Genomic DNA, 25,202 nt, shown 5'->3' on the forward strand with positions numbered 1-25,202 from the left:
GGTCACGAAATAGTCACTGTTGTTCCGCTTGTCAGCCTAAGTCTGTGATTTAAGTTGAATGCAGGCGCCAGGCGAGGCCGAATCGCGGCATTCTGCGGCACTGCTACAGTGCAAGCCGGTACTTCCAGCACAAGGATCGATGCGGCATGAGCGTTATGGTCAAGGAAAGCCCGATCAACGAAAAGGACATGATCGCCCAGGCGGAGGCGGCGCTGGCGGACATTTCGAGGGTCCGCGACGGCGTCGGCCGCGTCATCTTCGGCCAGGAAGCGGTGGTCGAACGCACGCTGGTGGCGCTGCTCGCCGGCGGCCATGCGCTGCTGGTCGGCGTTCCAGGCCTTGCCAAGACCAAGCTGGTCGAGACGCTCGGCGTCGTGCTCGGCCTCGATTCGCGCCGCATCCAGTTTACTCCCGACCTGATGCCGTCCGACATTCTCGGCTCCGAAGTGATGGAGCAGGACGAGGCTGGCAAGCGCTCCTTCCGCTTCATCTCCGGCCCGATCTTCGCGCAATTGCTGATGGCCGACGAAATCAACCGCGCCTCGCCGCGCACCCAGTCGGCGCTGCTGCAGGCCATGCAGGAATATCACGTCACCATCGCCGGCGTTCGCCACGACCTGCCGGCGCCCTTCCATGTGCTGGCGACGCAGAACCCGCTGGAACAGGAAGGCACCTATCCGCTACCCGAGGCGCAGCTCGACCGCTTCCTGATGCAGGTGGACATCCTCTACCCCGAAATCGAGGCCGAGCGCCGCATCCTCTTGGAAACCACCGGCATCGAGGATGCAAAGGCGCAAAACGTCCTGCAGCCTGTGCGGCTGAAGGAGATCCAGACGCTGATCCGCCGCATGCCGGTGCCGGAAAGCGTCGTCGACGCCATCCTCAAGCTGGTGCGCTCGGCGCGCCCCGGCCAGGGCAATACCGAGACCGACAAGCACGTCGCCTGGGGTCCAGGCCCGCGCGCCAGTCAGGCGCTGACGCTCTGCGCCCGCGCCCGAGCGCTTTATGACGGACGGCTGGCACCCTCGGTCGACGACATCCGCGCGCTGGCCGAGCCTGTCCTGCAGCATCGCATGGCGCTGACCTTTGCCGCCCGCGCCGAGGGCACGACCGTGCGTGACGTGGTGGCGAAACTGGCCAAAGGCATCTGATGGCGCATATCGGCGAAGTCCAGACACCGGCAGCGACGCGCGACGCGCTCGCCAGGGGCCGGTTGCGGGCTTCGCTGGTGCCGGACCTGCTGGTAGAAGCGCGCCGCATCGTCAACACGGTGATTGCCGGCTGGCATGGCCGCCGCAAGCGCGGCATCGGCGAGAATTTCTGGCAGTTCCGCCCCTATGTCGAAGGCGATTCCTCGCGCATCGACTGGCGCCGTTCGGCCCGCGACGACCATACCTATGTGCGCGACCGCGAATGGGAGGCCGCCCATACAGTATGGCTGTGGGCCGACCCCTCGCCTTCCATGCTCTACAAATCGACCGGCGCCAGCGTGTCCAAGGAATCGCGCGCCCTGGTGCTGGCGCTGGCCATGGCCGAACTGTTGTCGCGCAGCGGCGAGCGCATCGCCTGGCCCGGTCTGACCGATCCGTTCACCGCCCGCAACGGCGCCGAGCGCATCGCAGCGCAGTTGATGCACGCCGCCGATCCGCCGGCGAAGCCTGACCTGTCCGGCATCCGCCGCTTCTGCGACATCGTCATCGTCAGCGATTTCCTCGATCCGGTCGAGGAGACCATGGCCTGGCTCGACGTGCTGGCCCGCCATGGCGTGCGTGCGCATCTGATCGAGGTCGCCGATCCGGCCGAGGAGACCTTCCCCTATGCCGGCCGCACCGAATTCACCGATCCCGAGACCGGCGACAAGCTGACCGCCGGTCGCGCGGAAATGCTCGGCGATGAATATCGCCTGCTCTACACCGCCCGCCGCCAGGAGCTGGCCGGCTGGTGCAAGCGCCTCGGCTGGAGCTATACGGTCAACCACACCGATCGCCTCGCCTCCGAGGCACTGGTGCGCATCCATATGGCGATGACCGCCGATGGCGCGTTCGCCGGAAGGGCCAGCGCATGAGTTGGCTGCCGCTCTCCTTTGGTGCTCCCATGGTCTTGTGGGGCTTGCTGGCGCTGCCGGTGATCTGGTGGCTGCTCAGGCTGACGCCGCCCAAGCCGCAGACCGAGGTGTTCCCGCCGCTGAAGATCCTCGCCCGCGTGCTGAAGCGCGAGGAGACGCCGCAGCAGAGCCCGTGGTGGCTGACGCTGCTTCGGCTGCTGATGGCGGCCCTGATCGTTGCGGCATTGGCCGAACCCGTCTTCAACCCGCGCGAAAAACTGCCGGCAGAGGGGGCAGCCTTGGCACTGGTCATCGACAATGACTGGGCAAGTGCCGCCGACTGGGGCAAACGCGTCGCCACCGCGCAGCGGCTGATCGCCGATGCCGGCTCGAACGGCGTGCCGGTCGTCATCGCCTTCACCGCCGAAAAGCCGAATGCCGAGATCGGCCCCTTCGACGCCGCAACCGCTCTCGACCGGCTGCGCGCGGCAAAACCGCGGCCAATCCCGACTGACCGTCCTGCCGTCTATGCCCGTGTTGCCGGCGTGCTGGAGACCTTGCCCGGCGCCAGCGTTGCCGTTCTCGCCGACGGCCTCGCCGCAAAAGGCGACGAGGCCGCCTTCAACACGCTGCTGTCGAAAAAAGCCGACCGTGTTGTCTGGGCCAGTTCCGACCGGCTGGCGCTGACCGGCCTCACCGGCGCCGAGAACCAGGTCGATGGCTTTGCACTGACCGCCATTCGCGCACCCGGCGATCCAGCGCCGGCGCAGGTCACCGCCGGCGCCTTTGATGACAAGGGTCGGCGCATCGCCGATGCGACGCTGACTTTCGCACCCAGCGAGACCACCGCCACCGGCACGATGGCGGTGCCGTTCGAGCTGCGCAACGACTTCGCCTCGATCGCCCTTGATGGCGAGCACCAGGCGGGTGCGGTGCGCGTGCTCGATGAAAGCTCGAAGCGCCGCCGCGTCGGATTGTTGTCGCAGGCCGAGGCCGACCAGGCGCAGCCGCTTCTGTCGCCGCTCTACTATATCAGGCGCGCGCTGCAGCCCTTCGCCGATCTGGTCGAACCGTCGAGCGCCGACCTCGCCGACGCCATCCCGCAGCTCCTCGACCAGAAGCCGGCGATGATCGTCATGGCCGATATCGGTACCATTCCGCCACAGGTGCGTCAGCGGCTGGTCGACTGGGTCGACAATGGCGGCACGTTGGTGCGCTTCGCCGGGTCACGGCTGGCCGCCGCCGGCAACGACGACGACCTTCTGCCGGTCCGACTGCGCACCGGCGAGCGTTCGCTCGGCGGCTCCCTGTCATGGACGACGCCGCAGCCGGTGACCGAATTCCCGAAGAACGGCCCCTTTGCCGACCTCGCGCCGCCGGCCGAAGTCACGGTGAGCCGGCAGGTCCTTGCCGAGCCGACGCCCGATATCGTCGAGCGCACCTGGGCAACGCTGGCCGACGGCACGCCGCTGGTGACCGGGCTGAAAAAGGGCAAGGGCACGCTCGTCCTGTTCCATGTCACCCCGGAGGCGACATGGTCGACGCTGCCGATCTCCGGCAGCTTCGTCGAAATGCTGCGGCGTATCGTGCAGCTGTCGCGCAACCAGGGCGCGGCGGTCGCCAACGCCGAAGCCGCCGCGACGTCGCTGGCGCCCTATCGCATGATCGCGGCCGACGGCGCGCTGGTGCCGCCGACGCCGGACGCACGGCCGCTGGTACCCGTCGCTGGCCCGCTGCCTGTGACGTTCGAGAACCCGCCCGGTCTCTACGGCTCCGAAACCGGCGTCTTCGCCCATAATCTGCTTGATCCGGCCACCGTCTTCGCGCCGCTGGTGCGTCCGCAATTCACGGTGCCGGTGACCAATGTCCAGTATGCTTTCGATGAATCACGCGACCTCAAGGGTCCGCTGGTGACCGCAGCACTTGTGCTGATGCTGCTCGACACGCTGGCGGTGTTCTGGATGGGCGGGCTGTTGTCACGTCGGCCGCGCCGCGCCCGCACGGCTGCGGCAACGACGGCTGCGCTGCTGCTCGGCCTCGGCGTGTTGTTTGGCCATGCCGACCTCGCCCGCGCCGACGATGCCAAACCGGGCGACGCCGCGGCCATCGAGGACATTGCCAAGACCCGCATCGCCTATGTGCTGACTGGCGTGCCAGGCGACGATTCGATCAGCCGCGCCGGCCTTGAGGGCCTGACCCGTTTCCTGATCGAGAAGACCGCGCTTGAGCCGGGCGCGCCGGCGGGCGTCGACATTTCGAAAGACGAGCTGTCCTTCTATCCGCTGATCTATTGGCCGATCGACCCTTCCGCGCCGATGCCGAGCGAGGCCGCGATCGCCCGCATCGACGCATATATGCAGCAGGGTGGCACGGTGCTGTTCGACACCCGCGACCAGTTTGCCAACGGCATCGGCGTCGATTCGGCGAGCCCGGCGACGGAACGATTGCGCGACATCCTCGGCAATCTCAACGTGCCGCCGCTGGAGCCGGTGCCTGCCGACCATGTGCTGACCAAATCCTTCTTCATCCTGCCCGAATTTCCCGGCCGCTTCGCCGGCAGCCCGCTCTGGGTGGAAGCCTCGCTCGACGCCAGCAACGCCGAGAACCGGCCGGTGCGCGTCGGCGACGGTGTCTCGCCTATCCTGATCACTGCTAATGATTTTGCCGGCGCCTGGGCTGTCGACGAGAATGGCGACCCGCTTTTGCCGACCGTGCCGTCGGATCCGATGCAGCGCATCTATGCGCTGCGCGCCGGCGTCAACATCATGATGTACATGCTGACCGGCAATTACAAATCCGATCAGGTGCACGTGCCCATCCTGCTCGAACGGCTGGGGCAGTAAGATCATGAACTGGTCGATCTCCTTCGAACCGCTGCTGACCTGGCCGCTGCTGGCCATGGTGCTGGTGCCTTTGCTGCTGCTCGCGGCTGTCGGCCTGTGGTTTCGCCAGCGCGGCGCGATCTTCCGCTTCGCCGCGCTCATTGCGCTGGGCGCCGCCTTGCTCAACCCGGTCTTCCTCGACGAGGAGCGCGAGGCGTTGAAAAGCGTCGTTGCCGTCATCGTCGACCGCAGCCAGAGCCAGGACATCGGCGACCGGACCAAGCAGACCGACGAAGCGCTGGCAGGGTTGCAGCAGCGCCTTGCCCGCTTCAAGCAGTTCGACGTGCGCGTCGTCGAGGCCGGCAAGTCCGAAGCCGCCGAAGAGCGCACCGAGACCAAGCTTTTTGCAGCCCTCGAAGGCGCTTTCCGCGACGTGCCGCCATCGCGCATCGGCGGCGCCATCATGATCACCGATGGCGAGGTGCATGACGCGCCGCCGGCTGCCCCCGACTTCAACGCGCCGCTGCACGCGCTGATCACCGGCAATGAGCACGAAAAGGACCGCCGCATCCGCTTCGAGAACGCGCCGCGCTTCGGTCTCGTCGGCAAGCCGCTCGACATGACCTACCGCGTCATCGCCACGGACGGCGAAACCGGCCCGGTCGATGTGCGCGTCTCGGTCAATGGTGAGCAGGTCGCGGTCGAAGAGGCCACCATTGGCCAGCCCATGCCGCTGCAGGTGACCATTCCTGGCGCCGGCCGCAACATTGTCGAACTCTCGATCGACCGCGAGCCGGGCGAACTGACCGACGCCAACAACCGCGCCATCGCGCTGATCGACGGCATTCGCGAAAACCTGCGCGTGCTTCTGGTTTCCGGTGAGCCGCATGCCGGCGAGCGCACCTGGCGCAACCTGTTGAAATCCGACGCTTCGGTCGATCTCGTCCACTTCACCATTTTACGGCCGCCGGAAAAGCAGGACGGCACGCCGATCAACGAATTGTCGCTGATCGCCTTCCCAACGCGCGAATTGTTCGTCGAGAAGATCAAGGATTTCGATCTCATCATCTTCGACCGCTACCAGCACCGCGACGTGCTGCCTATCCTCTACTACGACTACATCTCCGAATATGTGGAAAAGGGCGGTGCTCTGTTGATCGCCGCCGGGCCGGAATATGCCGGCGACGCCTCGATCGCCCGCACGCCGCTAATGTCTTCGCTGCCGGCGATGCCGACAGGCGAAGTCATCGACAAGGCGTTCTATCCGCGCCTCACCGATCTCGGCCAGCGCCATCCGGTGACGCGCGGCCTCGACGGTTCGGCGAGCGAGCCGCCGCACTGGAGCCGCTGGTTCCGCACCATCGGCGTGCAGAATCCCGAAGGCGAAGTGGTGATGAAGGGCGCCGAAAACCGTCCCCTGCTTTTGCTCGACCACAAGGGCGAAGGCCGTGTCGGCATGCTTCTGTCCGATCAGGGCTGGCTATGGGCGCGCGGCTTCGAGGGCGGCGGCCCGCATGTCCAGCTCTACCGCCGCATCGCCCACTGGCTGATGAAGGAGCCTGAGCTCGAGGAAGAGCGGCTGACCGCCGACGGCCGCGGCATGGTGCTGGAAATCCGCCGCCAGACGATGAGCGACGACCCCGGCCCGGCCCAGGTGATCACCCCCTCAGGCAAGGCGCTGATCGTCAAGCTGGAAAAATCCGAGCCCGGCGTGTTCCTCGGCAGCATCGAGACCAAGGAGATCGGCCTCTACCAGATCGGCAATGGCGACCTGACCGCACTTGCCCATGTCGGCCCAGTCAACGCGCCGGAATTCTCCGACGTCATCTCCACTGAAGACCGGCTGAAGGCGCCGGCCGAAGCCACCGGCGGCAGCGTTCGCCGGCTGGCGGCGTCCTCGACCCTTGGCCAACTCACCGGTAGTGTCGCCCTGCCCTCCATCGTCCCGGTCCGCGCCTCGGGCGCGGCCTCGGGTGCCGACTGGATCGGCCTGCGCACCACTGACGACAGCGTGCTCAAAGCCGTCTCGCGCGTGCCGCTGTTCGGCGGCTTCCTCGGCCTCGGCCTGCTGCTGCTGGCCATGGGCGCGATGTGGTACAGAGAGGGAAGGTAGTGGCGCTCCATTCCTTCTCCCGTTCACGGGGAAAAGGTGCCCGAGGGCGGATGAGGGGGTGAGAAGTGATCCGCGTAGCGGACGAAAAGCCAATTGCTTGGCTTTTCGAGCTTCGAACGGTGAAGACCCGGTCCGCCTTCGGGCGGATCAAAAGGTCCAGTGGACCTTTTGAAGGGGCTGAACGCCCGAAGGGCTGGGAGCCTGCGAAGGGCCGCCTTCTCCGCCGACTCTCATGAATTTGCCTTCACGACCGGCCCTGCCCTCCGCTATGGCTCCGGGCGTTCGTCGTTTCAATCGACAAATCATTGTCGATTGATCGCCCTACGGGCGACCACTCCTCACTCCTCCGGCTCTGTCGTAAACAGCAGCGGATAGCCCTTGGCCTTGCCGGCATCGGTGGCTCGGGTCGCCTTGGTCTCGGCGACATCCCTGGTGAACACGGCGACGACGCAGACGCCGCGCTGGTGGGCGGTGATCATCACCCGGCGCGCCTGATCTTCGCTGAGCTTGAACTCGCCCTTCAACACCGTCACCACGAATTCGCGCGGCGTGAAATCGTCATTGATGAGGATGACCTTGTAGAGCTTCGGCCGCTCGGTCTGCGGCTTGGTCTTGGTGCGGGGTTTGGAGGTGATCTCAGGCATCGGAAACCGGCATTGCGCGAGGGTCGCTCTCACTTTGTCATGGGGGAAAGCAGTCGTCCATTTTGATCGGCGCGCGAAACCGGCTTCCCGGGAGTGCTGCCATTCACAAATTTAGGAACTGTCCGGTACGGTTCAACGGCCCTGGCGGTCGACGGTGCGACGAGCGTGGAATTGCCCTGCTGAGGCGGACGTGGCCGCATCTGCCTTGCGCACCATCCAGGCGACAGCGAGCCAGCCGGCAAAGCAGGCCAGCGCGCCGCCGGTGAGCACCGTAAGCAGCAGGCTCTGCCATGGCGTTATGTATTGCCAGTTGCTGGAGATAGCCGGCGCGAACAGCGACGGCTCGGTGCGCCCGCTCACCGGATCGGGCACCGGGCTGGCGGTAAACTGGATCAGCACCCTGACCACAGCCGAGGCCACAAGGCCGCCAATGGCCATCGAGCGCAGAATGGATGAAAGCCGCTTCTTCATGCTGGCTGTCCTATCGGACCGGCATTGCAAACGGGTTAAATTCCTGGTGGCCGGCACCCATCAACGGGATAATCATGCTTGTCAGATACGACAAGGCCGCTCCAGCCGGGGGGGTGCTGGAGCGGCCTTGTTACAGACAACCCTATTGGGTTGGTCTGGATCAGGCCTTCGGAGCGTCCTTCTTGACGACCTTCTTGGCCTTCTTGTGCTTCTTGACGGGCTTCTTGGCGACGACCTTCTTCACCGGGGGCTTGGCGGTCGTGGTCGCCGGAGCGGTCGTCGAGGCAGCCGGAGCAGCGGTCGTGGTGGCAGCGGCATTGCCCAGAGCCGGCATTGCGAAAGCGAGAGCGACGGCGAGACCGGTGGCGGAGAGGATGGACTTTTTCATGGCTTCATTTCCTTTTTTGTGCGGGTCGGTTTGAGTGTCACTGAACCGGGTCGATCGGTGTCACTCCAAGCAGCTTCAAAGCGTTCGCGAGCATCCGGATACCCTGTGCCTGTTTCTTGTTGGCGCAGAACCGGTTTCCCTTTCTTTGCAGTGCTTTCGCCGCGGTGACCTGCGTTGCCGCGGCATGGGTTTCGAGGGCTTCGTCTACCTGGCGATTGAGATCGATGCAGCGCTCGCTCCTTGTGATCGGCGTCACCTTTGCGCTAGAGGCTGCGACCGCGGCCGTGACGAGCGAAATGCTGAACAGCGCACCCATCAAGCTGATCGTGAACCTGTGCATTGGTAATGTCCGTTACTCCGGAGACTAGCGTCGCAGCCGATGTCCTGACCGCCACGGCACCCTTTATGCCCTTGATTTTTTTCGGAAGTTTTTCCGGACTATAGAATTTTGTTTCTGGATTGTTTCTGGCAAATCGGCTGTGCAGGCGATCGTCGCCGCTGGCCAACATGTGGCCAGAATTCTATCGTGTGGGTGACGTCGCCAAAAGCAGACTCAAGGGCGGCCACCGACTGGCCCGCCAACAATGACAGGGATCGCCGTGAAATCCGATGCGCACATACTGATCGTCGACGACGACAAGGGCATTCGCGACCTGCTTCAGGAATTCTTCCAGAAGCGCGGCCTGCGCACCACGGTTGCCGCCGACGGCATCGAGATGGAAGACATACTGCGCCGCACGCAGGTCGACCTGATCGTTCTCGATGTGATGCTGCCGGGAAAGAGCGGGCTGGAGCTCTGCCGCGACCTGCGCGCCAGCTATTCGACACCGATCATCATGCTGACCGCGGTCACCGAGACCACCGACCGCGTCGTCGGCCTCGAAATGGGCGCCGACGATTATGTGCCCAAACCCTTCGATCCGCGCGAGCTTCTGGCCCGCATCCGCGCCGTGCTGAGGCGCAATGGCGCTGCCTCGCCGAAGCGCGCCAGCACCAAGCAGATCTACCATTTCGCCGGCTGGACGATGGACTGTTCGCGCCGTCGGCTGATGGCGCCGGGCGACGTCAGGGTCGAGCTGACCATGGCGGAGTTCAACCTGCTGCAGACCTTCGTCAAGAGCGCACAGCGCGTGCTCACCCGAGACCAGCTCATCGAGCTTTCCGGTGGCGACAGCGACTATTCCTTCGACCGCAGCATCGACATTCTGGTCAGCCGTCTCAGGCGCAAGATGGAAGACGATCCCAAGACGCCGAAACTGATTCTGACGGTGCGCAGCGGCGGCTACCAGTTCCTGCCCGAGACCACCTCCGAATGAGACGCCTGTTGCCGCAAACCCTGCCAGTCTGGGTTTTGCTCATCGTCATTGCCGGCCTGCTGATCAGCCAGGTTGCCACCCTCTATATCGTCTCGCGCGACCGCGCCGTCGCCAATGACGAGGTCGATCTCTACCGGCTCAACGACCGCGCCTATTCGCTGGTGCAGCTGATGCATGACGACACGCCCGATCAGCGCAAGCTGACGGCGTCCGGCCTGTTCAACGCCACTTATGCATTGACCGTTTCGGACACGCCCGCGGTCACCTCGTCGATCGCCGGCGACGACGAACTGGCCGAGCTCGAGGACATACTGGTCGGACGGCTGTCGAAATTCGGCATCACCGACGCACGCGTCCGGCGCGATCCTGCATCGCAGGCGGCCAACACGCCTGGCGGTGTGGTGCTCACCAAGGATGTCGGTGCGGTGGAGCGCGACCTCCTGGGACTGGCGGCGAGCTTCGCCCAGAGTGACAAGCTAACGGCATCGGTCCGCTTCGCCGACGGCCAATGGCTGAATTTCACCGAGCCCAACACGCCGGTCGGGCCGATATTGAGTTTCGACAGCCTGCCGCTCTATTCGCTTATCGCGGCCCTGGTGGTGATCATGTCGATCTGGTCTCTGCGCCGGCTGACCGCGCCCTACCGGATGATGGAAACGGCGGTCAACCGGATCGGCACGGATCTGAAAAGCCCGCCGATCGCCGAGACCGGCAGCCGCGAGATCCGCGCCGCGGCCAAAGCCGTCAACGCCATGCAGGTCAGATTGCGCGACTATGTCGAGGACCGCGAGCATCTTGCGGCAGCACTCGCGCATGACCTGCGCACGCCGCTGACCCGGATGCGGCTGCGACTCGAACTCCTGCGCAAATCGACGGCGCGCGAGGCGCTGGCCCACGACCTCGCCGACATCGAGAGCATCGCCAGCTCCGTCATCGACTTTGCCACTTTCGAAGTCACCGAGGAGAGGAGCGAGCGGATCGATTTCTGGTCGCTGGTAGAATCGATCGCCGACAGCTTCGAGGACGTCTCGTTCGACCATGACGGCGCCAGGCCGCGTGGCATGATCTGCATGGCGCGGCCGGTGGCGCTGAAGCGCTGCGTCAACAACCTCGTCCAGAATGCCGTGACCTACGGCAAGAAGGCCCATCTCAGCCTGCGCCAGTCGGACGGTACGATCACGCTGGTCATCCGCGACGAGGGACCGGGCATCCCGCAGGCGCAGCTCGACCAGGTGTTCGGTTCCTTCGTGCGGCTGGAGCAGTCGCGCAACCGCCAGACCGGCGGCCTTGGCCTCGGCCTGACCATTGCCCGCAACATTGCGCGTGCCGCCGGCGGCGAGGTCCATCTGTCCAACCATCCCGGCGGCGGCCTGCTGACGGAACTCAGCCTGCCGCTGGCGGCATAAGGCAGCAGACTACCGTCTCGATGGGCACTGGGGCTGGATCGGCCAACCCAACCTTGCAATAGTGCGGCCGCTCGAACAGGAGGAGATCGCCGCATGTTTTACGCCATCCTGGCCTATCACGTCGAACAGACCATCCAGTCCCTGACGCCGCAGCAGGATGCGGCGCTGATGCACGACCTGCTCGAGGTCAATGCCAGACTGACCCGTGAGGGCAAGCTCGGGCCGGCGGCAAGGCTGGGCGCGACCGCCGACGCCGTCACGCTGCGCGGTCCCGGAGAAGGCACCGTCATCGACGGTCCATTCGCCGAGACCAAGGAGCAATTGCTGGGTCTGTATGTGCTCGACTGCGCCACCCAGGATGAAGCCATCGCGGCGGCGCGTGACCTGAGGCGCGTGAACCCTTCGGCAGTCTACGAAATCCGCCCGATCCTGCTCTATCTGCCTGGCACCCGGCTTGCCTCCGGCGCGGGATGAGAAGGGCCTGCAAGGCAATTCCAGAAAGCACGCACAAGAGGGGTCATTGCAGCGAACTGCGCCCGGCGATGCGGCCGCAAGCTGCGACATCGGCGGGAGCTTCATCGGCTGGATAGCCGAAGTCCTTCAGTTCCGATATCGACAGGCCGGCCAAAGCCCTGCGTTGCATGGCGTCCTGATACCGGCGCCGAAGCCCGGCGATGACGGTCGTGACATGGGCAGCGAGCGAGTCGGCAAAACGTGAAGTCGGCTGGAAGGTCCTGAGGCCGATGTAGGTCATTGTCATTCTCCCTGTTTCGAACTCACGAGGGCAATGTCCCATCGGCTCGCTTTGCCAATGTTCATCCAGGCGTGAAACGGCAGAAAAAACTGCGGATGGAAGCGCTAAATCGTCGTTAAGTCGACAGCGGGACGTGATATTCTGTCGGGGGCTGTTTCACGGGGGTCGGGGTGCATATCCGATTGCTTGGGGACATCGAAGTTGTCTCTGGAGGCGGGGAACCTCTGCATTTCGCGACGCGCAAGACGTCGCTGCTCTTTGCTGCGCTCGTTTTGGCTGGGCCCAAGGGCCTTCGCCGCGAGAGGGTGGCGGCGATGCTGTGGGCAGGCAGCGGCGAGCAGCAGGCGCGAAATAGCCTGCGCCAGGCCTTGGTCGACATCAGGCGGCTGTTTCCGTCCGCCGGCGACGAGACCATTCGCATCGAAGGCAATGCCGACACCATCTGGCTGGCGGCGAACGCCGATGAAGCTGACATCTGGATTTTCGACCGGAAGATTCAGGCCGATGACGGTGCGAGCCTCGCCGCAGCGGCCGACTTCTACCGGGGCGACCTGCTCGACGGGCTGTCATTCTCACACGAGATCGACGAGTGGCTTGCGCCGCTTCGGGCGAACTATACCCGCAAGGCGCTGGACCTGGTCGAGCGGCTAAGCCTTTTGCCGGAACTCGGTTCGCGCGAGGAACAGGCCTGTGAAAGACTGGCCGAACGGCTGGTGACTCTCGACCCATGCGCCGAGCAGGCCCACCGCGCCCTGATCCGCATCCTCCACCGCCACGGCAAGACCAACGATGCCTTCCGCCAGTTTCTGGCCTGCAAGGAAGCACTGAAGCGTGAGCTCGGAGTCGAGCCAGAAGAGGCGACGCGGGCGCTGGTCGAACGCATCGAAGCGCCCAACATGGGGCGTTTGAAGGAACCCATGGCCGATGGCGGCCCGCCTGAGATCGGACTTTCCCGCCTGGAAGCGAAGGTGGAGCCGCTGCGCCCTACCGTTTCGGTGCCGGAAAAGCCGTCGATCGCGGTGCTGCCATTCCAGAACATGAGCGGCGACGCCGAGCAAGACTATTTCACCGACGGCGTGGTCGAGGAGATCACGACGGCGCTATCGCATGTGAGCTGGCTGTTCGTGATCGCGCGGAACTCCGCCTTCGCCTACAAGGGCCAGGCGGTCGACGTCACGCGCGTGGCGAGGGAACTCGGTGTGCGCTACGTGCTGGAGGGCAGCGTCCGTAAGGCCGGCAGCCGGCTGCGCGTGGCGGGCCAACTCATCGAGGCGGCGGCGGGTGTGAGTCTCTGGGCCGACCGCTTCGAAGGCGGAGTCTCGGAGGTATTCGAACTGCAAGACCTCGTCGCTTCCAGCGTCATCGGCGCGATTTCGCCCAAGCTCGAACAGGCAGAGATGGCGCGCGCCAAGCGCAAACCCACCGAGAGTCTCGACGCCTATGATCACTATTTGCGCGGCATGGCGAGCCTTTACTGCTGGACGAGGGAGGGGCAGGAGGTCGCGCTCCCGCAGTTCTACAAGGCCATCGAGCTCGATCCCGATTTTGCCGCCGCGAAGGGCGCTGCGGCCTGGTGCTATTTCTGGCGAATGGCGAATGGCTGGATGACTGACCCGCAGAAGGAGAGCGCCGAGGTCTCCCGACTGGCCGGCAACGTAGCCATTGCCGACCAAGACGACGCGGTGGCGCTGGCCTTCAGCGGCCTCGCGCTGGGCTATGTCATCGGCGACTACGAGGCCGGCTCGGCACTGGTCGACCGCGCGCTCGTGCTGAACCCTAACTGCGCGGCCGCCTGGAGCGCCAGTGGCTGCCTCAAGGCCTGCCACGACGATCCGGACATCGCCATCGAGCACCTGTCGCGGGCAAGGAGGCTGAGCCCGCTCGATCCGCTGACCTTCTTCATGCAGTGTTTCACCGCATTCGCTCATTTCGCGGCTGGTCGCTACGCCGCCGCCTGGCCGCTCGCCGAGGCTGCTTCCCGCGCGCAGCCATATTATCTCACCGGACTACGCGTCGCGGCCGCTAGCAATGCCATGGCCGGCAGGTTGGATGCCGCGAGCAAGCATATCGCGCGCTCGCTGCGGCTCGACCCCGAACTGACGCTTTCCAACCTCAAGCACCGCGTGGGGCAAATCAGGCCGGACTATTTCGTCAGATACGTTGAAGCGCTGCGGCTGGCCGGCCTGCCCGAATGACACGACTTGGCCGCGCTCTCTTCAATCCGGTGCCGCAGCAGCATCGATGTCTTTTCCAATGCGGACCGTTTCGGCGACCAGAAGGTCGAGGTCCTCGCGACGGGTCCGGTGGTTGTTGATCGCCACCCTGAGGCAATGTCGGCCCTGCACCGTCGTATCGGAAATGGCGGCGATGCCTTCTTCCTGCAGCCGCAGCATGATCTCGGTGTTGAGCGCTTTCGCGCGTTCGCCATCGAGCCCTTCCGCGCGATAGCGGAAGCAGACGATGTTGATGCTGGTTGGGGCTGTCAGCTCAAGCGCCGGTTCGGCCTCGATCAGGTTCGCGAGATAATGCCCTTGCGCAATATTCTGGTCGATCAGGCGGCCGAACTTTTCGACGCCATGTTCCCGCAGCGCCATCCACACCTTGAGCGCCTTGAAGCCGCGTGACGTCTGCAGTCCGTAATCGTGCAGCCATTGCCCGGAAGCGAGGCCGCGCGGCGTCGATTCCAGATATTCCGGCGTCACCGCGAAAGTCTTGCGATGCGCCGAGGCATCCCTGACCAGCGCACAGCCCGCCTCGAACGGTGCATGCAGCCATTTGTGCGGATCAAGCGCGATGGAATCGGCCCATTCGATGCCGGCGACGCGATGCGCATTCTCAGGCGCAATCGCAATCAGCGCGCCGATGCAGCCGTCGACGTGGAACCACATGTCTTCCTCGTGCGCCAGCTTGGCCAGCGCCTGCAGATCGTCGATGGCGCCGGTGTTCACCGTGCCGGCATTGCCGATGATGCAGGCCGGCTTGAACCCGGCCGCGCGATCCTCAGCAATCGCCGCCCGCAAAGCCGCGATATCGATGCGCAGGCTGGCGTCGCTGGCAATCCGGCGCAACGCCCTGTTGCCGAGGCCGAGTGCCTCCATCCCCTTGCGGTGGCAGGAGTGGATCTGGTCCGACCCATAGAAGCGCAACGGCTTCTCGATGGCAGCAACGCCATGCTCGCGCACGTCGATGCCGGCCTTGGTGTTGCGCGCCACGGTGAGTCCGATGATGTTGGCCATCGAGCCGCCGCTGACCAGCGTGCCGCTGGCCGAAGCCGGCATGCCCATCATCTGCTTGCACCAGTCGACAACCTGGCCGTCCATCAGGGCGGCGGCATGGTTGCCGCCGCCGAGATTGGAGCCCTGGATGGCCGCCAGGAAATCGCCGAGGGCGCCCGTAAAATTGCTCGACCCCATATACCAGGACCAGAAGCGCGGATGGATGTTGCCCATCGGATAGGGCATCACCTTGTCGACGACATCGCCATAGATGTCGGCAAGCGGTGTCGGCGATTGCGGCAGCGACGCGGTGAAGAAGTCCCTCACATCTCCAGGCATCTCCTGCCACACCGGCCGTTGCCTGACATCGCACAAATAGGCGACGGCATCGTCAACGATCCGATGCGACAGGACCTGCACATCGGCCCAGTCCGAGGGGTCAAGCGTTTCCTCGGTGCTGGTAGCCGAGTGTCCAGACATCGCGTCCATGCAGATTGCTCCCGCGCCATCATGCCGGGAACTGGCAACCGGGCGTCGAGCGCGAAAGAGCAAGCTCTTCCGCATTCATCTCGGCCTCGATGCCATCGAACAGCGGCGTCGACATATAGCGTTCGCCGGTATCGGGAAGCATGCACAGGATCACAGAACCGGCAGGCGCCGTACCGGCGATCTGGCGCGCCACGGCGAAAGCCGAGCCGCCGGAAATGCCAGTGAAGATGCCCTCCTGCTGCGCCAGCGCCTTGGCCCATTTCATGCCCTCCGGCCCCGCGATCGGCATCACCTCGTCATAGAAGTTGCCATCGATCGCTTCCTGCAGGACGTTCGGGATGAAGTCCGGCGTCCAGCCCTGGATCGGGTGCGGCTCGAAGGCCGGATGGCTGGCAGCCGGCGCGCCGCCTGCGCCACGCACCTGCGGCTTGCCGCTGCCGACAAGCTGTGCGTTGGCGGGCTCGGTCAGCACGATCTTGGTCTCGGGCCGCTCGCGGCGCAGCACCCGCGCCACGCCGGCAACAGTGCCGCCGGTGCCATAGCCGGTGACAAAATAGTCGAGCCGCGAACCGGCGAAATCGTTGATGATCTCACGTCCCGTGGTGGCTTCATGAATGTCGGCATTGGCCTTGGTTTCGAACTGGCGGGCCAGAAACCAGCCATTGGCTTCGGCCAGTTCCACCGCCTTCTTGTACATGCCGAAGCCTTTTTCGGCGCGTGGCGTCAGCACCACCTTGGCGCCCAGCATGCGCATCAGCTTGCGGCGCTCGACCGAAAAACTGTCGGCCATCGTCACCACCAGCGGATAGCCCTTCTGCGCGCAAACCATGGCAAGGCCGATGCCGGTGTTGCCGCTGGTCGCCTCGACGATGGTCTGTCCTGGCTTGAGCGCGCCGGTGCGCTCGCCTTCCTCGATGATGTTGAGCGCCAGCCGGTCCTTCACCGATGACGCCGGATTGAAGAACTCTGCCTTGACGTAGATGGTGGCGTGCGCCGGGCCGAGATTGTTGACGCGGATGACCGGCGTGTCACCGACCGTGTCGAGAATGCTGTCGAACAGGCGGCCGCGGCCGGCCGTGGTTCTGATTTTCTGCTGATGCAACATGGATGAACTCCTGGTTTTGCTCACGGACCGGTTACACACCGGCGGTTTGGGCGGCGAGATTTCGACACCTTGCCGCACTACAGGTCTTTGACGTGCCGCAATGTGGTAAACCCCACATCCGGCGCGCAAATTTGCAAGCCGGGTGCACTTTGTCGTGTTCGGTGATAAAGCAGGGGCCGGCGGGCCAGCGTGGGAGAAGGCGTGGTATCCGACGTGGAATCGAGCGTGGAGAGCAGCCGTCAAGGTCTTAGCGTGCGCCTGTTTGGGCCGCCGGCGATTGCGCGCGACGGCGTCCCGGTGGTCCTGCCGGCATCGCGCAAGTTGCGCGCGCTGCTGGCCTATCTGGTGCTAGCGCCCCACCCGGTCGGGCGTGGCAAGCTGTGCGAATTGCTGTGGGATGTTCCAAATGATCCCAGAGGCGAGCTGCGCTGGTGCCTCAGCAAATTGAGGGCTGCTCTCGACGAGCCAGGGCGCCGCAGGATCGAAACCGCTGATGATACGATCGCGCTTGATCTCGACGGCATTTTGGTCGACGTGCTGGATGTCGCTGCGGCGACTGCCGCAGGCATCGAAACGCTCGACCCCGAGCGACTGCAGGCGCTGTCGAAGCTCTTCGCCGGTAATTTCCTGGAGGGGCTGGAGATCGACCGCAGCCCGCTCTTCAACAGCTGGCTGACCGCGCAGCGCCGTCGTTTCGGATCCTGCCACGCAGCCATACTGGAACATCTGGTCAAGACGCTGCCGGCCGAGTCCGAAGACGTCTCCTCCCATCTCGAAAAATGGCTGGAATTGACCCCGTTCGACAGCTGCGCCCACATCGCGCTTCTAGCCAGGCTGGCGCGGCGCGGCCAGTTCGGCGCCTGCGAGGACCATCTGGCAGCAGCAGCGCAGCTGTTTCAGTCGGAAGAGCTGGATTTCGGCCCGGTGCGCCAAGCGTGGCTGGCCATTCGCGCGGAACGTCACTGCGCGACTTTGCCGGCACAGCCGGCAACGGTGCCGGCTGCGAAACAGGCGCCGATCATGCTTGCCGGTGCCGAGCCCTCGACACCGCACAAGGCCTCGCTTGCCGTGATGCCGTTCGCCGAAGACGCCGGCAGCGGCATTCGCGGCGGGTTGGCCGACGGCTTTACCCACGACATCATCACCCGCCTGGCCAAGCTCAGGGATTTCTTCGTCATCGCCCGTGGCTCGGCCTTCGCGCTGGCCGAGAAAAACATCGCGCCGGAAGATGCCGGTCGCCGGCTGAATGTCGACTATGTCGCCACCGGTACGGTGCGCAGCGTGACAGGCCGCCTGATCGTCACCGTCGAGCTTGTCGAGGTGCGCACGGCCAGGATCGTCTGGGCCGAGACCTTCGAGCGCAGGCCCGACGACCTCTTCGCGATCCTCGACGATATCGGCAACAGCATCGTGGCCTCCATCTCATCCGAGATCGAGACGGTCGAGCGCAACCGCGCCATGCTGAAGGCGCCCAATTCACTCAATGCCTGGGAGGCCTACCACCGGGGCCTCTGGCACATGTATCGCTTCACCCGCAGCGAAAACGACCTCGCCCGGCATTTCTTCGATATAGCCGTGCAGCAGGATCCGACCTTCGCCCGCGCCTATGCCGGCCTGTCCTTCACCCATTGGCAGAGCGCCTTCCAGCGCTGGGGCAACCGCGACCAGGACAGCGCGCTCGCCTACGAAGCGGCCGGCCAGAGCCTGTTGGTCGACGATCACAATCCGGCCGCGCACTGGGCTATGGGCCGGGCGCTGTGGCTGCGCGGCGAAGGCAACGCGTCGCTTGTCGAGCTGGAAAGAGCTGTCGATCTCAGCCCCAATTTCGCGCTTGGCCACTATGCGCTTTCCTTCGTGCAGTCGCAGTCGGGCGACCCGCAAGCCGCGATCGGGTCGTCGGATCACTCGCGCCATCTGTCGCCGTTCGATCCGTTGCTGTTCGGCATGCTGGGTGCACGCGCCATGGCGCATGTCCGCCTCGGCCAGTTCGATGATGCGGCGCATTGGGCGCTCAAGGCCGCGGCCCGCCCCAACGCCCATGTCATTATCCTGTCGATCGCCGCCCATTGCCTGGCGCTGGCCGGACGGCTCGACGAGGCCAAAACCTTCGCCGCCGCCATCCGCAAGACGCTTCCGGACTACAGCACCGACGACTTCATCGGCACCTTCCGCTTCGACCCGGATGCCACTGCCCTCTACAAGCTCGGCGCCAAGCGCATCGGGCTTAGCTGAACCTGCAAAGCAGCCTGCCTTGGCCGCCGTATCAGCCTGTCAGGGAACGGCAACAATCTTCCAGGCCAGCAAGGCGATGATGACAATTGCCGCGAACAGCGTTGCCCAGCGATGTTGCCCGAACGCATGCAAGGCAAGAACAACAAGCGCGGCGATGGATGCAGCAAGCGAGCCTTCGATGTAAAAGACTTCCTCATTGCCCGGCGGCGATGCGGTCGTCCCCCCGAGGCGGAAGAACTCCAGGTTCGAGCGGATCGCAATCACGATCAGCAAACCGAGCGCCGCTTGCGCCGCCCGCGGCATCGACAGCCAGGTCAAAATCCGTTTCATCGGTGACGTTGCCGGCCTAGCGCCGCAGCACCGCGCTCAGCACATCGCGTATGCCGATGGCGCCGACAAAGCGTGACTGGTCGTCGAACAGCGCCACCGGTGCCGTCTGCGAGCGGTGCATGGCCAGCATCACTGTCTTCAGCGAGGTGCCCGGAGTGGCCCAGAATACCTGCGCCGTCTCCTCCGGCTGGGCCTCGACATCGACGCACGACACCCACACTGCCGGCTTGCCGTCGCGTTCAGCCGCCGCCACCAGGCCGTGCTCGTCGATCTTGAAGCGCGTCGTCTTGCGCCGGTCGAGCCACACCCAGCCGTTGTCGCCGTGCTCGAGATCGCGCCGGTCGCGCATGACGTTCCAGGCGGTCAGCACCGAGAGTGGGTTCACGTTGGCGATGAAGTCGCGGACATAGTCGTTGGCGGGCCGCAGCACGATGTCTTCCGGCGCGCCGGTCTGCACGATGCGGCCGCCTTCCATGATGGTGATGTGGCTGCCGATCTTCAGCGCCTCTTCGAGATCGTGGCTGACGAAGATGATGGTCTTCTTCAGCTCCGCCTGCAGCTGCAGCAATTCGTCCTGCAGCTTGGTGCGGATCAGCGGATCGAGCGCCGAGAACGGCTCGTCCATCAGCAGGATCGGCGCCTCGGTGGCAAAGGCGCGCGCCAGGCCGACGCGCTGCTGCATGCCGCCGGACAGTTCATGCGCGTATTTTTTCGACCACTGGTCGAGATTGACTAGCTTGAGTTGCTTGTGCACGCGCTCCTTGCGTTCTGCGTCCGGCACGCCGGCGAGTTCGAGGCCGAGGCCGACGTTTTCCTCGACCGTACGCCATGGCAGCAGGCCGAACTGCTGGAACACCATCGCCACCTGCTTCTGGCGCAGCCGCCGCAACGTCGCCTGATCGCAGGTCACGACATCGACGATGTTGTCGCCGTCCTTGACTAGCACCTGGCCGCGCGACACCACGTTGAGCCGGTTGACGGCCCGGAGCAGCGTCGACTTGCCTGAGCCGGACAGGCCCATCAGCACCGAGATCTCGCCCTCGTGCACGGTCAGGCTGGCGCCGGCGCAACCCAGCACATTGCCGGTTTTTTCGAGGATTTCGGCGCGCGTGGCGCCGCCGTCGATCAGTGCCAGCGAACCGGCCTGATCGGACCCGAAGACGATATCGACATTCTTGAAGTCAACGGCGACGGTCATTTCTTGCCTCCAACGCCGATACGCGTCATTCGGTCGAGCACGATGGCGAGCACGACAATCGCCAAACCGGCCTCGAGGCCGAGGTCGATGCGGCGCGAGCCGAGCGCGCGGTTGATTTCGGTACCGAGGCCGCCGGCGCCGATCAGCGCTGCGAACACCACCATCGACAGCGACAGCATGATCGACTGCGTCAGGCCAGCCATGATGGTCGGCAGCGCCGACGGCAGTTCGACCTTCCACAGCAGCTGCTGCTTGGTGGCGCCAAACGCCTCACCCGCCTCGATGATCGACTTCGGCACCGAGACGACGCCGAGATGGGTGAGCCGCACCGCGGTCGGGATGACGAAGATGATGGTGACGATGAGGCCAGGCGCATTGCCAAGGCCGAAGAGGGTCAAGACCGGGATCAGGTAAACGAAGGTCGGCAGCGTCTGCATCAGGTCGAGCACCGGCAGCATGACGCGGTAGACCTTCGGCTTGTGCGCGGCCCAGATGCCGAGCGGCACGCCGATGGCCATCGCCATGGCGGCGGCGGCCACGACCAGCACCAGCGTCTGCACCGTCTGCTTCCAGAGGTTCTGGTTGATGATGAAGATCAGGCCGAGGAACACGCCGATGGCCAGCGGCCGCGAGCGCTGCAGCAGCCAGGCAATGATGGCAATGACCAGCGCCAGCAGCACCGGCGGCACCACCAGCAGGATGTCGACCAGTCCGTCGAGCAGAAAATTGAGGCCGTTCGAAAAAGCCCTGAACACAGTGTCGAAATTGTCGGTGAGGAAACCGAAGAAGGCCTTTCCCCAGGCGCCGATCGGTATCTTGTGATCGACCATGAATTTCGAAATCGGATCCATATCGCCCCTCTCATGCGCGAGACCGCCTGCCCCCGGCCTCTGCTGTCGTTACGTCATCTTCTCACAGGATATGAAAAAGGGCAGCCTTTTCTAGATTGGCTGCCCTTCCTGGTTCGGCTTTGCCGAATTCAGTCGGCTCAGCTTCCGAGCGCGGTCTTGACCGCTGCGGCCGCATCGCCGCCATCGAAGGTGGTGACGCCGGCAATCCACGGCGCAACCGCGTCAGGGTGCTTCTTCAGCCAGTCGGCTGCGACCGTGTTGGCGTCGCCGCCTTTCAGGATCGCGTCCATCATCTCGCCTTCCATGTCGAGATTGAACTTCAGGTTGGCGATGAACTTACCGGCATTCGGGCATTCGGTGGTGTAGCCCTTGCGCACATTGGTGTAGACGGTGGCGGCGCCGAAGCCGCTGTCGCCCATGCCGTCGAGATAGGTGATCTTCATGGCGCCCATCACCGGATGCGGCGTCCAGCCGAGGAAGGCGATCCACTCGTTGTTCTTCATCGACTGTTCGGCCTGCGTCAGCATGCCGGCTTCCGAGGATTCGACCAGTTCGAAGCCTTCGAGATTGTCCTTCGGGTTCTTGATCATGTCGAGGATGATGCGGTTGCCGTCATTGCCGGCCTCGATGCCATAGATCTTGCCGTTGAACTTGTCCTTGAACTTGCCGATGTCGGTCAGCGACTTGACGCCGGCATCGGCGACATAGGTCGGCACGACGATGCCGTAGCCGGCGCCGGTCAGGTTGGTGCTGATCGTCTCGACCGAACCGTCGGCGGTATAGTCCTTGATGTCGTTGGTCATCGACGGCATCCAGTTGCCGAGGAAGACGTCGAGATCCTTGTTCTTCAGCGACGCCATGGTTACCGGCACCGAAAGCTGGATCGTCTGCGGCTCATAGCCGAGCGCGGTGAGCAGCACCGAAGCGACGCCGGTCGTGGCCTGGATGTCGGTCCAACCGACATCGGAAAGGCGCACCGCCTTGCAGCTCTCCGGATCGCCGGCAAGGGCTGCGCTCGTGGACAGGAAAGTCACCAGACCGAGGCCGGCGACGAAGGTGTTCATACGCGACATTGATAGTCTCCCATTGTGATTCTTTGGCGAAGCGTAGTTACGGTTTCTTTGCCCGCCTTGTTTCGTCAGCCAAACACCATTCTGGTGTGGTTTCAAGCGCTAAGGCAATCACGATCAACGGCGCGGGCTGGCCAATCAGCGACACGCCTGCCGCTTTTTCGATGGCAGACGGCTTTTCCAGTGAAATGCTGCGGTGCCCCCTCCCCGCGGCAGGACAACTCGGCTTAAAAGGACGGCATGGCCAAGCTTTACTTCCACTATGCGACGATGAACGCCGGCAAGACGACGATGCTGCTGCAGGCGTCCTACAATTATCGCGAACGCGGCATGACGACGATGCTGTTCGTCGCCGGCCACTATCGCAAGGGCGATACCGGGCTGATCTCGTCGCGCATCGGCCTGGAGACCGAGGCCGAGATGTTCCGCGATGGCGACGATCTCTACGCCCCCGTCGCCGAGCATCATGAACACACGACCGTGCATTGCATCTTCGTCGACGAGGCGCAGTTCCTCGAGGAGGAGCAGGTCTGGCAGCTTGCCCGTATCGCCGACCGGCTGAACATCCCGGTCATGTGCTACGGCCTGCGCACGGATTTCCAGGGCAATCTGTTTTCGGGTTCGCGCGCGCTTCTCGCCATTGCCGACGATCTGCGCGAAGTGCGCACCATCTGCCGCTGTGGCCGCAAGGCGACGATGGTCGTGCGCCTCGGCCCCGATGGCAAGGTGGCACGACAGGGCGAACAGGTAGCGATCGGCAAGGACGTCTATGTCTCGCTCTGCCGCCGCCATTGGGAAGAGGAAATGGGCCGCGCCGCGCCCGACGACTTCATCGGCTTCACCAGAGGCTGAACGGCCGGGGCAACATGAGAATTCTCCAGTTCACAGTCGATTGCCCGTTTCCGCCGGTATCCGGCGCCGAGATCAGGAACGCCGCGAATGCGCGCGCCTTGGCATCGATGGGCGAGGTTCTGACGGTAAGCCTAACTGGCGCCCCGGCGCCTTCTCCACCGCCGAATATCCGTCACCGGATCATCGAGGCGGCGCGCGGCAGAGGTCTCTGGGGCAGGCGCAGCCCTCACCCGACCGTGCATATGATGCCGGACGACGAACTGGCTGAAGCCGACGCGATCTGGAGAGAATTCTCGCCCGATCTCGTGGTGATCGAGGAGATCCCACTGTCGCAGCTGCTGACGCTGGCGCCGAAGCATCGCGCACGCACCGTTCTTGACCAGCACAACATCGATTCCCGGACGGTCGCCGACCGGATCGCCGGCCTGACACTGTGGCAGCAAATTCGAGGCTGGCGCCAAAACAGGCGCAAGAGGGCAGAGGCGCGCGACGCCGACAGGCGTGCGGCTGCCATGGCCGATCAGGTCTGGGTCTGCTCGCGGACTGACGGGGCGCTGCTGTCCGCACTCGGCCCCGTCGGCGACGTCAGGCTCATCGCCAACCCCATTCCAGACGAGACTGTGCTTTCCCTGCCGATTGGTGCCGAGCGGTACCGTGAACTCAGCCTGTGCTTCATCGGCCATCTCGGCTATTTCCCCAACATCGACGCCGTCAAGCAGATCGGCCGCGGGATGGTGCCGCGCCTCGCCGCCTCCGGCCGGCCATGGTCGATCACCGTCGCCGGCAGGAACCCGCGCGACGTCGTGCGTGGTTTATGCGCCAAGCATGGTCTGCAGTTGATCGAGAACCCACCGCATCTGCCGGAATTGCTTGGTCGTGCCGGCTATGCGCCGATCCCGCTGCGCTTCGGCGGCGGAACCCGCATCAAGGTGCTTGAGGCGATGGCGGCGGGCCTGGTCGTCGCCGCTACCGAAAAAGCCGTCGAAGGGCTCGGCCTGCAGGCGGACAGGCATTTCCTGTCAGGCGGCGATGCCGGCGAACTCGCGTCGAAAATCGTCGATCTCGCGAAACGCCCGCAAGCGGCGGGCGAGATGGCGGAGAGCGGCCGCACCTTCGTGCGCGACAACCATTCATCGGCAGCAATTGAAAAAGCGATCCGGCAGGCAATCGCGGAAATGCCGCTCCACCGAACGGGATAAGACCCGCCTTGCAATCCAGCCACCATGCGGCGTTTGTTAAGGCCCTGCGGCCTATTTTGCCCGCAGCCAGAGCCAGCCGGGGACCGCCATGCTTAGAGCCATTTCGTCAGCACTTGTCATTTACTTAGCCGGTATCGCGGCCGCGCAAGCCGACGGCGATGCTGCGCTGGGCAAGAAGGTTTTCTTCAGATGCATGGCTTGTCACGAGGCGGCAACCGACCGCGACAAGATCGGCCCGCATCTCCTTGGTATCGTCGGCCGTACAGCCGGCACAGCCGAGAATTTCAACTATTCGCAGGCCATGAAGGATGCCGGCGCCGCCGGCCTCGTCTGGGACGAAGCCAATCTCAAGGCCTATCTCAGCGCCCCCAAGCTGAAAGTACCCGGCAATAAGATGGCCTTCTCCGGCCTGACCAGCGACGAGGACATTGCCAACGTCATCGCTTATCTGAAGGCCGATTCGAAGCCCTGAACGACTGGATGTGCTGCGTGACGGTGATGGCTTTCTCCAGCTGCCTCGCGCCTGCAACCGGTTGAGTTCTCTATCGAATTCCGGCACATTAGATCGACTGCTTTGCCGGCGTCAAAGTTCAATGACAGTTGAACAATGCCTGGCCGGCTGGTTATTCACGCCATGACCCCGCCTTCATTGACTTTCAAGACGATGACGGATTTTTTTGTTTTCGGGGCGGGTCTTGTCTTG

23 protein-coding genes are annotated in these 25,202 nt (G+C 64.3%); 12 read left to right on the forward strand and 11 right to left on the reverse strand.

Going from position 1 to position 25,202, the window contains the following annotated elements:
• The first annotated feature begins 146 nt into the window (after positions 1-146).
• From AC1D1N_RS12195 to AC1D1N_RS12210, 4 genes are read left to right on the forward strand one after another with little or no spacing between them, the layout of a single operon-like run.
• The gene (locus AC1D1N_RS12195) at positions 147-1,151 is read left to right on the forward strand and encodes an AAA family ATPase (protein WP_436261080.1); all 1,005 of its coding nucleotides are present in this window, start codon (positions 147-149) and stop codon (positions 1,149-1,151) included.
• Positions 1,151-2,065 carry a DUF58 domain-containing protein gene (locus tag AC1D1N_RS12200; RefSeq protein ID WP_477348729.1) on the forward strand — a complete coding sequence of 305 codons (915 nt, stop codon included), beginning with the start codon at positions 1,151-1,153 and terminating at the stop codon, positions 2,063-2,065. The genes AC1D1N_RS12195 and AC1D1N_RS12200 overlap by 1 nt, the downstream gene beginning before the upstream one ends.
• Complete coding sequence (locus AC1D1N_RS12205) at positions 2,062-4,887, forward strand: DUF4159 domain-containing protein (protein WP_477348730.1); 2,826 nt, start codon at positions 2,062-2,064, stop codon at positions 4,885-4,887. Before AC1D1N_RS12200 ends, AC1D1N_RS12205 begins: the two co-directional genes overlap by 4 nt.
• Before the next feature lie 4 nt (positions 4,888-4,891).
• Positions 4,892-6,979 (forward strand): hypothetical protein, encoded by a 2,088-nt coding sequence (locus AC1D1N_RS12210; protein WP_477348732.1) that lies wholly within the window; start codon positions 4,892-4,894, stop codon positions 6,977-6,979.
• Between the two features lie 338 nt (positions 6,980-7,317).
• On the opposite strand, the gene clpS is transcribed toward AC1D1N_RS12210, so the two are convergent.
• From clpS to AC1D1N_RS12230, 4 genes are all read right to left on the reverse strand, one after another.
• On the reverse strand, positions 7,318-7,623 hold the full coding sequence (gene clpS, locus AC1D1N_RS12215; protein ID WP_352588371.1) for an ATP-dependent Clp protease adapter ClpS: 306 nt from the start codon (positions 7,621-7,623) through the stop codon (positions 7,318-7,320).
• Positions 7,624-7,755: 132 nt separating this feature from the next.
• Positions 7,756-8,094, reverse strand: coding sequence for a hypothetical protein (locus AC1D1N_RS12220; RefSeq protein ID WP_477348734.1), 339 nt, complete (start codon positions 8,092-8,094; stop codon positions 7,756-7,758).
• A gap of 160 nt (positions 8,095-8,254) precedes the next feature.
• On the reverse strand, positions 8,255-8,482 hold the full coding sequence (locus tag AC1D1N_RS12225) for a hypothetical protein (RefSeq protein WP_112561108.1): 228 nt from the start codon (positions 8,480-8,482) through the stop codon (positions 8,255-8,257).
• A gap of 37 nt (positions 8,483-8,519) precedes the next feature.
• Entirely contained in the window at positions 8,520-8,822 is a 303-nt protein-coding gene (locus AC1D1N_RS12230) for a hypothetical protein (protein ID WP_112561109.1), read from the reverse strand.
• Positions 8,823-9,081: 259 nt separating this feature from the next.
• Here AC1D1N_RS12230 and AC1D1N_RS12235 point away from each other — a divergent pair, with 259 nt between their 5' ends.
• From AC1D1N_RS12235 to AC1D1N_RS12245, 3 genes are all read left to right on the forward strand, one after another.
• Positions 9,082-9,798, forward strand: a complete 717-nt coding sequence (locus tag AC1D1N_RS12235) for a response regulator (RefSeq protein ID WP_436262048.1) — start codon at positions 9,082-9,084, stop codon at positions 9,796-9,798.
• Positions 9,795-11,204 (forward strand): ATP-binding protein, encoded by a 1,410-nt coding sequence (locus AC1D1N_RS12240; protein WP_477348736.1) that lies wholly within the window; start codon positions 9,795-9,797, stop codon positions 11,202-11,204. Before AC1D1N_RS12235 ends, AC1D1N_RS12240 begins: the two co-directional genes overlap by 4 nt.
• 93 nt (positions 11,205-11,297) lie before the next feature.
• Positions 11,298-11,678, forward strand: a complete 381-nt coding sequence (locus tag AC1D1N_RS12245) for a YciI family protein (RefSeq protein ID WP_436261086.1) — start codon at positions 11,298-11,300, stop codon at positions 11,676-11,678.
• A 43-nt stretch (positions 11,679-11,721) separates the two neighbouring features.
• On the opposite strand, the gene AC1D1N_RS12250 is transcribed toward AC1D1N_RS12245, so the two are convergent.
• Complete coding sequence (locus tag AC1D1N_RS12250) at positions 11,722-11,958, reverse strand: hypothetical protein (protein ID WP_436261087.1); 237 nt, start codon at positions 11,956-11,958, stop codon at positions 11,722-11,724.
• Between the two features lie 182 nt (positions 11,959-12,140).
• Here AC1D1N_RS12250 and AC1D1N_RS12255 point away from each other — a divergent pair, with 182 nt between their 5' ends.
• Entirely contained in the window at positions 12,141-14,153 is a 2,013-nt protein-coding gene (locus AC1D1N_RS12255; protein WP_477348738.1) for a BTAD domain-containing putative transcriptional regulator, read from the forward strand.
• A 21-nt stretch (positions 14,154-14,174) separates the two neighbouring features.
• Here the strand turns inward: AC1D1N_RS12255 and AC1D1N_RS12260 are convergent, their stop codons facing one another.
• Both AC1D1N_RS12260 and AC1D1N_RS12265 read right to left on the reverse strand, forming a co-directional pair.
• Positions 14,175-15,662 carry a pyridoxal phosphate-dependent decarboxylase family protein gene (locus AC1D1N_RS12260; protein WP_477348740.1) on the reverse strand — a complete coding sequence of 496 codons (1,488 nt, stop codon included), beginning with the start codon at positions 15,660-15,662 and terminating at the stop codon, positions 14,175-14,177.
• Between the two features lie 19 nt (positions 15,663-15,681).
• A complete protein-coding gene (locus AC1D1N_RS12265; RefSeq protein WP_477348742.1) occupies positions 15,682-16,767 on the reverse strand; it encodes a PLP-dependent cysteine synthase family protein in 1,086 nt (361 codons plus the stop codon).
• A 201-nt stretch (positions 16,768-16,968) separates the two neighbouring features.
• Here AC1D1N_RS12265 and AC1D1N_RS12270 point away from each other — a divergent pair, with 201 nt between their 5' ends.
• Positions 16,969-18,999 (forward strand): transcriptional regulator, encoded by a 2,031-nt coding sequence (locus AC1D1N_RS12270; RefSeq protein WP_436261091.1) that lies wholly within the window; start codon positions 16,969-16,971, stop codon positions 18,997-18,999.
• Positions 19,000-19,038: 39 nt separating this feature from the next.
• Here the strand turns inward: AC1D1N_RS12270 and AC1D1N_RS12275 are convergent, their stop codons facing one another.
• The 4 genes from AC1D1N_RS12275 to AC1D1N_RS12290 all read right to left on the reverse strand — a co-directional run bounded on the left by AC1D1N_RS12275 (position 19,039) and on the right by AC1D1N_RS12290 (position 22,451).
• Positions 19,039-19,329, reverse strand: a complete 291-nt coding sequence (locus tag AC1D1N_RS12275) for a hypothetical protein (RefSeq protein ID WP_436261092.1) — start codon at positions 19,327-19,329, stop codon at positions 19,039-19,041.
• 16 nt (positions 19,330-19,345) lie between these two features.
• On the reverse strand, positions 19,346-20,527 hold the full coding sequence (choV, locus tag AC1D1N_RS12280) for a choline ABC transporter ATP-binding protein (RefSeq protein ID WP_436261093.1): 1,182 nt from the start codon (positions 20,525-20,527) through the stop codon (positions 19,346-19,348).
• Positions 20,524-21,378 carry a choline ABC transporter permease subunit gene (gene choW, locus AC1D1N_RS12285; protein ID WP_352556372.1) on the reverse strand — a complete coding sequence of 285 codons (855 nt, stop codon included), beginning with the start codon at positions 21,376-21,378 and terminating at the stop codon, positions 20,524-20,526. The genes choV and choW overlap by 4 nt, the downstream gene beginning before the upstream one ends.
• A 137-nt stretch (positions 21,379-21,515) precedes the next feature.
• Positions 21,516-22,451 (reverse strand): choline ABC transporter substrate-binding protein, encoded by a 936-nt coding sequence (locus tag AC1D1N_RS12290; protein ID WP_477348745.1) that lies wholly within the window; start codon positions 22,449-22,451, stop codon positions 21,516-21,518.
• A 237-nt stretch (positions 22,452-22,688) separates the two neighbouring features.
• On the opposite strand from AC1D1N_RS12290, the gene AC1D1N_RS12295 reads away from it, so the two are divergent.
• The 3 genes from AC1D1N_RS12295 (at position 22,689) to AC1D1N_RS12305 (ending at position 24,971) form a co-directional block, all read left to right on the forward strand.
• Entirely contained in the window at positions 22,689-23,300 is a 612-nt protein-coding gene (locus AC1D1N_RS12295; RefSeq protein WP_477348747.1) for a thymidine kinase, read from the forward strand.
• Between the two features lie 14 nt (positions 23,301-23,314).
• Positions 23,315-24,499, forward strand: a complete 1,185-nt coding sequence (locus AC1D1N_RS12300) for a glycosyltransferase (protein ID WP_477348749.1) — start codon at positions 23,315-23,317, stop codon at positions 24,497-24,499.
• 88 nt (positions 24,500-24,587) lie between these two features.
• On the forward strand, positions 24,588-24,971 hold the full coding sequence (locus AC1D1N_RS12305) for a c-type cytochrome (RefSeq protein ID WP_436261097.1): 384 nt from the start codon (positions 24,588-24,590) through the stop codon (positions 24,969-24,971).
• Positions 24,972-25,202 lie beyond the last annotated feature (231 nt).

The sequence above is a fragment of the Mesorhizobium sp. P2_B5 genome, assembly GCF_056404775.1.

What these genes read in the sequence shown, in the direction of transcription:
- AC1D1N_RS12195 (WP_436261080.1), top strand. Translation starts at nt 147, where the DNA reads ATGAGCGTTATGGTCAAGGAAAGCCCGATCAACGAAAAGGACATGATC.
- AC1D1N_RS12200 (WP_477348729.1), top strand. Translation starts at nt 1,151, where the DNA reads ATGGCGCATATCGGCGAAGTCCAGACACCGGCAGCGACGCGCGACGCG.
- AC1D1N_RS12205 (WP_477348730.1), top strand. Translation starts at nt 2,062, where the DNA reads ATGAGTTGGCTGCCGCTCTCCTTTGGTGCTCCCATGGTCTTGTGGGGC.
- AC1D1N_RS12210 (WP_477348732.1), top strand. Translation starts at nt 4,892, where the DNA reads ATGAACTGGTCGATCTCCTTCGAACCGCTGCTGACCTGGCCGCTGCTG.
- clpS (WP_352588371.1), bottom strand. Translation starts at nt 7,623, where the DNA reads ATGCCTGAGATCACCTCCAAACCCCGCACCAAGACCAAGCCGCAGACC.
- AC1D1N_RS12220 (WP_477348734.1), bottom strand. Translation starts at nt 8,094, where the DNA reads ATGAAGAAGCGGCTTTCATCCATTCTGCGCTCGATGGCCATTGGCGGC.
- AC1D1N_RS12225 (WP_112561108.1), bottom strand. Translation starts at nt 8,482, where the DNA reads ATGAAAAAGTCCATCCTCTCCGCCACCGGTCTCGCCGTCGCTCTCGCT.
- AC1D1N_RS12230 (WP_112561109.1), bottom strand. Translation starts at nt 8,822, where the DNA reads ATGCACAGGTTCACGATCAGCTTGATGGGTGCGCTGTTCAGCATTTCG.
- AC1D1N_RS12240 (WP_477348736.1), top strand. Translation starts at nt 9,795, where the DNA reads ATGAGACGCCTGTTGCCGCAAACCCTGCCAGTCTGGGTTTTGCTCATC.
- AC1D1N_RS12245 (WP_436261086.1), top strand. Translation starts at nt 11,298, where the DNA reads ATGTTTTACGCCATCCTGGCCTATCACGTCGAACAGACCATCCAGTCC.
- AC1D1N_RS12250 (WP_436261087.1), bottom strand. Translation starts at nt 11,958, where the DNA reads ATGACCTACATCGGCCTCAGGACCTTCCAGCCGACTTCACGTTTTGCC.
- AC1D1N_RS12260 (WP_477348740.1), bottom strand. Translation starts at nt 15,662, where the DNA reads ATGGACGCGATGTCTGGACACTCGGCTACCAGCACCGAGGAAACGCTT.
- AC1D1N_RS12265 (WP_477348742.1), bottom strand. Translation starts at nt 16,767, where the DNA reads ATGTTGCATCAGCAGAAAATCAGAACCACGGCCGGCCGCGGCCGCCTG.
- AC1D1N_RS12275 (WP_436261092.1), bottom strand. Translation starts at nt 19,329, where the DNA reads ATGAAACGGATTTTGACCTGGCTGTCGATGCCGCGGGCGGCGCAAGCG.
- choV (WP_436261093.1), bottom strand. Translation starts at nt 20,527, where the DNA reads ATGACCGTCGCCGTTGACTTCAAGAATGTCGATATCGTCTTCGGGTCC.
- choW (WP_352556372.1), bottom strand. Translation starts at nt 21,378, where the DNA reads ATGGATCCGATTTCGAAATTCATGGTCGATCACAAGATACCGATCGGC.
- AC1D1N_RS12290 (WP_477348745.1), bottom strand. Translation starts at nt 22,451, where the DNA reads ATGTCGCGTATGAACACCTTCGTCGCCGGCCTCGGTCTGGTGACTTTC.
- AC1D1N_RS12295 (WP_477348747.1), top strand. Translation starts at nt 22,689, where the DNA reads ATGGCCAAGCTTTACTTCCACTATGCGACGATGAACGCCGGCAAGACG.
- AC1D1N_RS12300 (WP_477348749.1), top strand. Translation starts at nt 23,315, where the DNA reads ATGAGAATTCTCCAGTTCACAGTCGATTGCCCGTTTCCGCCGGTATCC.
- AC1D1N_RS12305 (WP_436261097.1), top strand. Translation starts at nt 24,588, where the DNA reads ATGCTTAGAGCCATTTCGTCAGCACTTGTCATTTACTTAGCCGGTATC.